At 27.3% G+C, this 8,988-nt stretch carries 7 protein-coding genes and 1 pseudogene; 3 read left to right on the plus strand and 5 right to left on the minus strand.

The genetic code is table 11. The features are described from left to right. Positions 1 to 209 precede the first annotated feature (209 nt). Positions 210 to 377, plus strand: a pseudogene (locus A9758_RS07730) (transposase); the annotation flags it as partial. A gap of 319 nt (positions 378 to 696) precedes the next feature. Here A9758_RS07730 and A9758_RS03740 read toward each other — a convergent pair. From A9758_RS03740 to A9758_RS03750, 3 genes are read right to left on the minus strand one after another with little or no spacing between them, the layout of a single operon-like run. Further along, positions 697 to 936 carry a pseudomurein-binding repeat-containing protein gene (locus A9758_RS03740; protein WP_011406034.1) on the minus strand — a complete coding sequence of 80 codons (240 nt, stop codon included), beginning with the start codon at positions 934 to 936 and terminating at the stop codon, positions 697 to 699. Between the two features lie 5 nt (positions 937 to 941). After that, positions 942 to 2,111 (minus strand): HD domain-containing protein, encoded by a 1,170-nt coding sequence (locus A9758_RS03745; protein ID WP_011406035.1) that lies wholly within the window; start codon positions 2,109 to 2,111, stop codon positions 942 to 944. A gap of 27 nt (positions 2,112 to 2,138) precedes the next feature. Further along, positions 2,139 to 2,675, minus strand: a complete 537-nt coding sequence (locus tag A9758_RS03750; protein WP_011406036.1) for a nicotinamide-nucleotide adenylyltransferase — start codon at positions 2,673 to 2,675, stop codon at positions 2,139 to 2,141. 385 nt (positions 2,676 to 3,060) lie between these two features. Here A9758_RS03750 and A9758_RS03755 point away from each other — a divergent pair, with 385 nt between their 5' ends. Beyond that, positions 3,061 to 4,119 carry an adenosylcobinamide amidohydrolase gene (locus A9758_RS03755; RefSeq protein WP_011406037.1) on the plus strand — a complete coding sequence of 353 codons (1,059 nt, stop codon included), beginning with the start codon at positions 3,061 to 3,063 and terminating at the stop codon, positions 4,117 to 4,119. A gap of 30 nt (positions 4,120 to 4,149) precedes the next feature. Here the strand turns inward: A9758_RS03755 and A9758_RS03760 are convergent, their stop codons facing one another. Continuing rightward, positions 4,150 to 4,542, minus strand: a complete 393-nt coding sequence (locus tag A9758_RS03760; RefSeq protein ID WP_011406038.1) for a universal stress protein — start codon at positions 4,540 to 4,542, stop codon at positions 4,150 to 4,152. Between the two features lie 17 nt (positions 4,543 to 4,559). Beyond that, entirely contained in the window at positions 4,560 to 6,242 is a 1,683-nt protein-coding gene (locus A9758_RS03765) for an ATP-binding cassette domain-containing protein (RefSeq protein WP_011406039.1), read from the minus strand. Positions 6,243 to 6,563: 321 nt separating this feature from the next. On the opposite strand from A9758_RS03765, the gene A9758_RS03770 reads away from it, so the two are divergent. Beyond that, positions 6,564 to 8,988: Ig-like domain repeat protein (locus A9758_RS03770; RefSeq protein ID WP_198922631.1), on the plus strand; the 2,425-nt coding region annotated here is incomplete at its 3' end.

The raw sequence follows: 8,988 nt of genomic DNA on the forward strand, positions 1-8,988 counted from the left end.
ATATTATATAGTAAAATATTTTTTGTTGATTTGTTATTTATGGTTTTACGTGAAGATACTATTGGTCAAACTTTTTTATTACCTGTTGATATTAGAAAATTAATTCCAGATAATCCTGTTTGTTTTTTCAGTGATAACGGGTGAATTGTGTTGATTTTAGTGATATTGATTTTCAATACAAAGATACTCTATGTTAAAAAGCTTATTCTACAACAATGCTTCTTTGTATAATTTTAATGGGTACTATTTATTCTATTCACAGTAATCGTAAGTTAGAAAGTATGGTTCGTGAAAATATTGTGTTTATGTATTTAGCTACTTTTCAACAACCTGTTTTTAGTACTATTCTTCTTTTAAATGTGAACATAATGATTTAATATTCTTGAAACAATTAATTATGGTCATAATAAAGATTTAATTGATTTAAAAAGTACAGACAATACCATATAATAAGATTGCAAAATACCAAAACACAACACACTAATAGTAACAGCCAAAAATATAATAAATACATAATATGGAACTAAAACAACAAAAAGAACTAGTAGATCTGACTTTAAAAACAAAATAAATAATAAAAACAATGATCTAGTCAAAAATAATAATTATTGTTCATGACTAACAATGATTGTTGCATGTTCTCTTATTTTTTTGTAGGATATTTTTCTAAAAAGAGTATTTTATGGGGGGAGAGTTTTATTTTCGTCTTCTTTTAACATAGATTGTGATAGTTTCAGGGTGTCGTCCATTTTCTAGAATGAATTTATTAACATTTTCTATAGCTTCAATGTATTCATTTTTATAGATTTTTACATCATCTATCATTACATATGAGGGCATACTTTTTTGTTTTTCATTTATTGAAATTACTTTTTTTATAAAGTCACTGTATTCTTCTTTTGTAAGCTCTTTTTTAACTTCTTTTTTAATCTTCATTTTAATCACATAGGTAGTGTTAGATAATCAATTAGTTTTATATTTTTATCAATGGCTTGTTGTTTATTTTCTTTTGACATAAATAATGCTAAATCAGCATAATTATACTGTGCTTTTTTTAGAGATTCTATAATAGGGGATACTTGTGTAAGTGGTTTTAGGCCATTGTATGTATTAACTTGTATACTCATCTTTTTAAATGAAAGTTCTTCTGGCATATCTATAATAACTTCTTCTGGGGGAACATCTAATTTATTTGCTATTTCCTCTTCTGCTTCAGTTAAATATTTTTTATCCATATTTACTATTTTTTCAGGATTTTCAAAGTCTATTAAAGGTATAGTGTCAGTTTTTTTATATAATCTGCGCGTATCTATATTTTTCATAGTTTTTTGTGGTAATCCTTTAGTATTTCGTGTTATATTTATTAAGTCACCATCATCAAGATATTGTAGTTCTTTTTCAACAACTACTTTGTCTTTAATTAATCTGGATAATGATACTCTAAACATACTATTTACTATTCTTGTTGTATGATGTTGATATACAGTAGGATACATGAAATATCTTGCTAGTAATGTTGATTCTGCAGCTTGAACTCCCTTTGATGATAATACAAGAGCATTATCACAGTAGGTTAAGCTATATAATAAGCGTTCCGTATCAATAACACCATAAGCAACACCAGTATAATATGAGTCTCTTGCAAGATAGTCCATTCTATCAACATCAAGGTCTCCTGAGATTATTTTTCCATACTTGGTTTTTCCATCAATTATACTTGTAACTAGTTTTGGATCGAATTTTTCATTTAATATGTCTGTAATACTTGAATCTTTTATGATATTTTTAGTTACTGTTTCATGGTCATGTTTTAGTGCTCTTTCTGAAACATGTGAAAATGGGGAGTGACCAATATCATGAAGTAATCCACATATTCTTAGTAATTCAATGATTTCATTATCTAAATTTAGTCTTGTTGCTATTTTATTTGCTAAAAATAAAGTACCTATTGAATGCTCAAATCTAGTATGATTTGCTCCAGGATATACAAGATTTGTAAATCCTAATTGCTTTATTCTTCTTAATCTTTGCATTTCAACAGTATCTATGATTTTTAATTCAAAATCAGTTAGATGTAAATCACCATGGATACTATCTCTTATAAATCCCATTTTCATCAAACTCTTATTATTTTTTATCTATACTAATTCACTGATTTCTTTTTGATTTAATTTTTGTATACGTTGAATACCATTAATTTCCTTAAGAACTTTAATTACTGAATTTGGAACTAGTTTTTCCCAGTTATCATTATTTAACATTCGTCTTCTTACTTCTGTACCAGAGTATTCTGTTCTATTAAATAGTGGTGGTTGGGTGTAGGGTATGTTTGCTTCTTGGAATAATTGTTGAACTAAACTATTTCCAGAATATACTCTACAAAATGGTGGTGTTAACATTGTAACATGACCTACCCATAGGGAGTTACATGCAATATCTTCTAATGGGAGAATATAATATCTTGATGGATCTATGTTATATTCTCTTAGAGCTTTAGTTAGCATGAGTATACGTTCTCCACCTGTAAAGGGGTTGGATAATGTATGACTTTTTTCAGCACTTCCAATTCCAATTACAAGCTCATCAACTTCTTTTAATGTTTCTTGTATAACACTAATATGTCCCTTGTGGACAGGTTGCATTCTTCCAATTAATAATCCTCTTTTTTCGTTCATATGACTTCCAACATATACTTTTTTTTTAATTTATACTATTTATCTGTTATTTAATATGTTTTTTCATATTATTTATAGTTTTTATTTCATTTGAATATTTTTTTTCTACTTTTAATAAAAATATGTTTATTTTTACTTTTTATTTTTGAATTTTTTTCAATTTATGTGATTTTTTTTCTAATTTATTTTAATTAATTATTTTTTATGAATATATTCTATTTTTAAATAACTTTAAATATAATTAATGTCAAAAATTATATTGTATATAATAATAGTCCTTTAGGGTAGTGGCAATCCTACGAGACTCTGGATCTTGTGACAGCGGTTCGACTCCGCTAAGGACTACTTTTTATTCTATTTTTAGGTTGATTATGGAGTTTTATGTATGTCTGGATTTTATTCTGAAAAAATTTTTACCAATGAATTATTTGATGTATTTAAACAGGATGCTGCAATTGTTGTTTATCTAAAAAAGGAAAATAACTTGATTATTTCATCATGGATTAATGGAGGTTATCAAGAAAATTTGAAATATATTGTTAATCAAACATTAGATGGTACAGATTATGATGAAATGGTTTCAATGGATTATTCCACATTTCAAACAAGATGTATGGAAAAAATTAATTTAAATCCAAATGAATCAGCAGGTATGGCAACATCTGCATGTATGGATAATTATGCAATAAGTGTATATGAATATAAGGATTTAAAAGTAACTTCTATTGTAACAGCAGGTGCAGATAATAATGGAATTAAGGCGGGAGATCCTGCATCATTTTATGAACATAATAATGAATATAATCTCGATGTTGGAACAATAAATATTATAACAATAATTGATGCAAATCTAGAACCAGGAACATTAATAACAGCATCAATAACAGCTACTGAAGCAAAAACTAGTGTACTTCAAGATTTAAAATTAGAAAGTCAGTTTTCAACACATATAGCAACAGGTACTGGTACTGATGGAATTTGTGTTATTTCCAATAAATCTAGTGAGAATCATATTGAAAATGCAGGTAAACACTCAAAGCTAGGTGAAATTATTGCAAAGTCAGTTCAAGAAGCAACAAGAAAAGCTCTCTATCTACAAACAGAAATGTGTATATCTTACCAGAAATCAGTACTTAACAGATTAAGTAGATTTAACATAGATTTTGATACATTCTACAATAAAACAGAAGGTATTACAAAGACAGATTATGCTATGAAATTCAATAATTTCAATAGTAATACAGAAAATATTGCATATATAAGTGGAATTATTGATTTAATTGATGAGACTCAAACAAATCTACTAGAAATATGTGATGTAGTACATCCCATAAAAAATATTATTAAATTATTTTTAGATGTGGAATATGATGTAGAATTTAATTCCATTGATGATGTACTAAACTATTTAATCGATGCAATAAACACACATCTTCTAAAATAATCTTTTTTTTTAAAAAGAAAAGGTGGGTAATTATATGAGTATTATTGGTAGGTCCACATTTTTAAGTGTTGCTTCTGTAAAACTACCAATTACTCTTGAATTTGAATAATTAATTCCCTGTTTTCCCATTATAATACTATCAGCTTCACTTTTACGTGCAATAGTCACAATATCATACATGGGACTTCCAAATAAAACCATACTTTCAACATTAATATTGTTTTTAAGAATTAAATCAACAATCTTCTTAATAAACTCATTGGATTTAGCCTCTTGTTCATTATATGACAGATCTACTGACTGATCCATGATATTTGTAACAATGATTGTGGAATTTAATTCTTTTGCAAGTTCAATAGCTTTATCAGCTGCTTTTTTTGAATTTTCTGAACCATCTATTGGTAATAATATTCTTTTAAACATTTACACACCTCATTTAATTATTGTCCTTCTATTTCTAAAAATTTAGCTGTAACAGTGGAAGGTTCTCCATCATTTACTAACTTACCCTTATTTATCAAAATGGTTCTTGTAGAAACTTCTTCAACAAATTCCATTGTATGACTTACAAGAATTATAGTAGTATGTAATTTTTCATTGATTTTCTTAAGTGAATTAGCAACAATTCTTAAAGTAACAGGATCTAAATCACCAAAAGGTTCATCAAGTATTAAAATATCTGGATTGGATATAAGAACAGATGCTATTGCTACTCTAACTTGTTGTCCTCCAGATAATTCAATAAATTGACGTGTTAATAGTGGAAGAGGTAGATCTAATGCCTCAAAGATAGGTTTTACATATTCAATAACAGTTTCCTGATTAATAGAGGGGAATAATAAATCAAGAATTTCAGGTCCTAAATTTAATTTTTCTAATTTAACAATAGCCTCATTTCTTGAAAGATCTGTTAATTGGTAGAGTAAATCAAGTGCTTCATCACTTAAACCAATTTCACTGGCTTTTTGCCTTGCTTTTTCATATATTTCATCCATCTTTGGAGATAATTTTGATGCTAATTGTTCAATAACAGGAGTATGTGGTGTTAATGCAAATTCCTGGTGCATAAATCCCATATTTTTACGGATTTGCATACGATTTTCACCATAATCATCCATACTAGTCCAAGTATCATTTATAAGTATTTCAATATTTCCAGAATCTTGTTGTTCAAGTCCTGCAATCATCTTAAGAATTTCTGTTTTTCCAGAACCTGTAGGACCAATTATAGATAATATTTCACCTTTATTAACATTAAATGACACATCATCAATTGTTAAAACATGTCCTCCCTTAAATAGATAGAAATCTTTTCTTAAGTTATTAACCTTTATAATAGGTTTTGTTCTATCCATATCTTTAATTGGATAGATTGGTTCTTCATCTTTTAAGAATTTTTCAATAATAATCTCTGACTTATCAATATCTTGAACTTTTCCATTGAATATTAACATTACTCTATCTGCAAGATATCTTTGAATTTCAGGTTGGTGTGATACAACAATAACAGTAGTGTTATATTTTTCATTGATTCTTTTTATAGTATCTAATGTTTCAAGTCTTTTTTTAGGACTACTCATAGTGGAAGGTTCATCTAAAAGAAGTATTTCTGGTTTTTTAGCTAATTGTCTTGCAAGTACCAGTCTTTGTTTTTCTCCACCACTTAATACTGGTGCAAAATGATTAGCTTTTTCTTTTAAACCCACAGTATCAAGAATATCAAGAGCTTCATCCATGTACTCTTCTTTAACATCATCTATATTGCAGTTTGTTTCATCTCCAGTTTTTATTCCAACTAATTTATGAATAACATTTTCAACTGCAGTTTTAGACCATAAACCAAACGATCGTTGTAGGTGAATTGCTGTTTTTTCTTTAAGTTCATTTTTATATTCTAAGTAATTATCTGGAGTAATTTCTATACCATCAACAGTAATACATCCCTCATCAAAGGGTTCAACTCCCCTTAATATTCGCATAATTGTTGATTTTCCAGAGCCACTAAGTCCCATTATACCATATATTTCTCCATCAGATACTTCAAATGAAACATCATCTAATGCTTTTATCCTGTTGTTATCTTGTAATTTATAAATTTTAGTTAAATGTTCTACTTTTATCATCTAATACACCATTTGTTTATTATATATGTTTTTTATTCTATAAATTATTAGGATTAAATAATATACTCTATATCATGATATATTTTTTCACACATATTGATGTGTTAATAACTCATGAGTATTTTAGGTTGTTTATAGGGATACTTTATTTATTTTCATACCTTTCATTTGCTTATAATTCTTTTATAATGAAAAAAAATCTTTATTTTTTATTTTAGATAAAGTTTATATTAGGTATTTTACAAAATATATATCATTCAAATAAATAATATTTGTTTTATAATTTGTTTGAATATTAAAAAAAATTAAGAAGTGAATATAATGTCAACAAATAAGACAATGGCATTTTTATTGGCTCTAATTGTTTTAATAATTGGACTATCAGCGGTAAGTGCGTCAGATGTATCAAATACACATGAAGTGCAAGCTGATTCATCACATGTGGATATACCTACAACAGTTAAGAGTATAGAAACAAGTGATAATAATATTAAAGCACAAGAACCATCAACAAATGTTAAACAAAAAACAAATGAAAATAGCAAATCACTTAATGTCCAAAAAACTAACAAAAACATACAAACAGCTACAAAAGACATAGTGTCTGAAAATACAAAATCTATAGAAAAAACAAGTATTAAACAAAAATCACAAAAAACAGCAGATAAATCAACATATGTTGTTACAAAAGATACATTTAATCAATACTTTAATAATGGAACATTAAGAGATAACATACAAAATGGGGATACATTAGATTTCCAAGGAGATTTCAAAACAAGCAGTACTGAAAATTATACAATGATTTTCAATAAACCAGTAAATTTAATTTCAACTACACAAAACACAAACATCTCACTAAATTCAACAAGTACTGATTTCTTTGGAAAAGATTATGGAGATGCAGTAGTATTTGAAAAAACAGCAAGTGGAAGTAACATCACTGGACTTTACTTCTATAATACCCAAATTATAGTAAAAAATGCATCAAACATTATTTTCAATAATATAACAAAAATTACTGAAAATAAAAAGATTGGTGGAGGAATAGGAGGATTTTCTATACGTGAGAATTCTTCATATGTAACAGTAAAAAATAGTTACTTCTACACAAGAGATAATGGTGGAGTAAGTACACTTGTAGGTGCATATGCATCACACTGTATATTTGATAATAACACATTGGATGTTGAAGGTAATGTTGGTAATATAATCTACTTTACAACATACAATGTAGATATTACAGATTATAGTCATACAAATGAATATAATCAAATAACAAACAATAAAATCTATGGACCATCAGTATCAACATCAATATGTTATGGTATAACAATTAGTGGTTGTCATAACCTTGTAGAAAATAACACCATAGAATACAATAATGGTATGGGAATAACAATACAATGGGGTAGTGGAACACCTGAAGAAAGTGGTAGTGGTTCTTCATCCTCTGGAGTACCAACATACAATAACACATACAGAAATAATGTTCTATTAAATAACAGTCATTTTTCACCATCATCCAACAGTACAATAATTAACAACACAGTTACAGGAAGAACAAATCTAATAACAAATACAATTTTATTAAACAATACATTAAATACAGTACAAACATCAGGTATTGTAACAATAGGAAACTCTTCAATAGGAAACATAACAATATTATCAACACCAAAGAAATCAAAAACATCCTACATAATTGAAAATAATACAATTGACAATATTATACTTAAAGCTGCTTCTGGATCAGGAGATACAACTGAAAATATAACAATAAACAACAATAACATAACAGGAAAAATATATGTAACACAAACAAGTGGAGATGTAAACAACATAAATATTACATCAAATAATATTGGTGATTATGTAGCACTTGGAGAAAAAAGAAATCAAATAGTAACCAATGTATTAATCAACAATAACAAAATAAATTCAACTAAAAGCTATGCAATAAGAATAACTGAAAAATCAGAAAACTTCACAATAACAAATAATCAATTATATGCAATAAATGCTACAGGTAACAGTGCAATACAAAATGATGGAATCATGAATAATATTTATGAATTCAACAACACTCCAATAAATCCAAAAACAACCATAACTATAGATCCTATTAAAAATACAACAGTAGAAAATACTGTAATAATAAGTGGAAAATTATTAGATGAAAATCAAAAACCAATTACCAATGCAACAGTTAAAATTGGAGTAAAAGACCCAGAAAGTAAAAATAAATATAATGTAATTACTGATGAAAATGGAGTATATACAAAAGAATTTGAAGTATACTATGAAGGTTTATATATGGTGGAAGTATCATACTCAGGGGATGCAACACATGCACCATCAAAAGATGAATCATCATTTAATGTACTAGAAGCTACAACAACCTCCATGAATATAACTGGTAATTATAATCTAAATAACAATATAACAATCCATGTTAGTGTAGTAAATAATGCAAACATGCCAGTAGATGGTAAAGTATCTATCACTATTGATAATAATGAAAACATTGTAGATTTAGTAAATGGTTGTGCAAACTTAACAGTTACCCTGACTGAAGCTGGAATTCATACAATAACTGCTACATATCTTGGAAATGATGTGTATGGTCAATCATCTACAACAGAAAACATCACAGTAAACAAAGTAAATACTACTACTATGCTTAATATAGCTGGCGTTGTTGGTTTAAATAAAAACATAACCATCACAGCTATGGTAAAAGATG

The organism is Methanosphaera sp. A6 (assembly GCF_001729395.1).
GTDB classification, from domain to species: domain Archaea; phylum Methanobacteriota; class Methanobacteria; order Methanobacteriales; family Methanobacteriaceae; genus Methanosphaera; species Methanosphaera stadtmanae.

Bases quoted from the DNA above. Each gene is read 5' to 3' on its own strand.
- A9758_RS03740 (WP_011406034.1), bottom strand. From the start codon at position 936: ATGAAGATTAAAAAAGAAGTTAAAAAAGAGCTTACAAAAGAAGAATAC.
- A9758_RS03745 (WP_011406035.1), bottom strand. From the start codon at position 2,111: ATGGGATTTATAAGAGATAGTATCCATGGTGATTTACATCTAACTGAT.
- A9758_RS03750 (WP_011406036.1), bottom strand. From the start codon at position 2,675: ATGAACGAAAAAAGAGGATTATTAATTGGAAGAATGCAACCTGTCCAC.
- A9758_RS03755 (WP_011406037.1), top strand. From the start codon at position 3,061: ATGTCTGGATTTTATTCTGAAAAAATTTTTACCAATGAATTATTTGAT.
- A9758_RS03760 (WP_011406038.1), bottom strand. From the start codon at position 4,542: ATGTTTAAAAGAATATTATTACCAATAGATGGTTCAGAAAATTCAAAA.
- A9758_RS03765 (WP_011406039.1), bottom strand. From the start codon at position 6,242: ATGATAAAAGTAGAACATTTAACTAAAATTTATAAATTACAAGATAAC.